This is a genomic window from Stenotrophomonas sp. INTA L402-1, from assembly GCF_059295135.1.
Map to the genome: position 1 here is coordinate 1 of NZ_JCAFWP010000228.1, position 540 is coordinate 540.

General features: G+C 37.0%; 1 protein-coding gene. It reads right to left on the reverse strand.

Features of this window, described 5'->3' with window-relative positions; translation table 11 throughout:
* Positions 1-169: 169 nt before the first annotated feature.
* Positions 170-540 (reverse strand): ATP synthase F1 subunit epsilon (gene atpC, locus AC5O77_RS22510; protein ID WP_494507260.1); only part of this gene is annotated, 371 nt, incomplete at its 5' end.

Below are 540 nucleotides of genomic sequence, written 5' to 3' on the forward strand. Positions count from 1 at the left end.
GGACAGGAATGTTTAAAAAGATGAATAGGGTTATAGAAATAGAAAATGGCGAATCCCTACTTTAAAAGGGAATTCGCCTTTTCCTTGCTACCGATAATGAGACGTTATGTTAACTAATTTTGTATAGAGTATTCATTGAGAGAGTTCATATTCAACTAAAGTTAGTAATTTACTTTAAAACAAGAAAGAAAAATTTGATTTTAAACAAATTATCATTATTTTTGACTAATTTTTCTGTCAGTTCGTAAGCACGTAGTTTTGCAAGTTCTTTAGAGAGTTTCGCGGCGAGCATTTCGTAGTTGGCGTCTTTTGCGTTGGCTACGATATTTTGTTCTGCCTGGCGTTTCGCTTCTAAAATACGATCTGCGTCAAGCTCTTTACCACGGATTGCGACATCTGCTAGGACGGTAACGACATTCGGTTGAACTTCTAAAAAGCCACCTGAAACGTAGATAACTTCTTCATTGCCATTTTCTAAAGTCAATTTGACGATACCCGGTTTGATTGCCGTTAATAAGGGGGTGTGGCCTGGTAAGATAC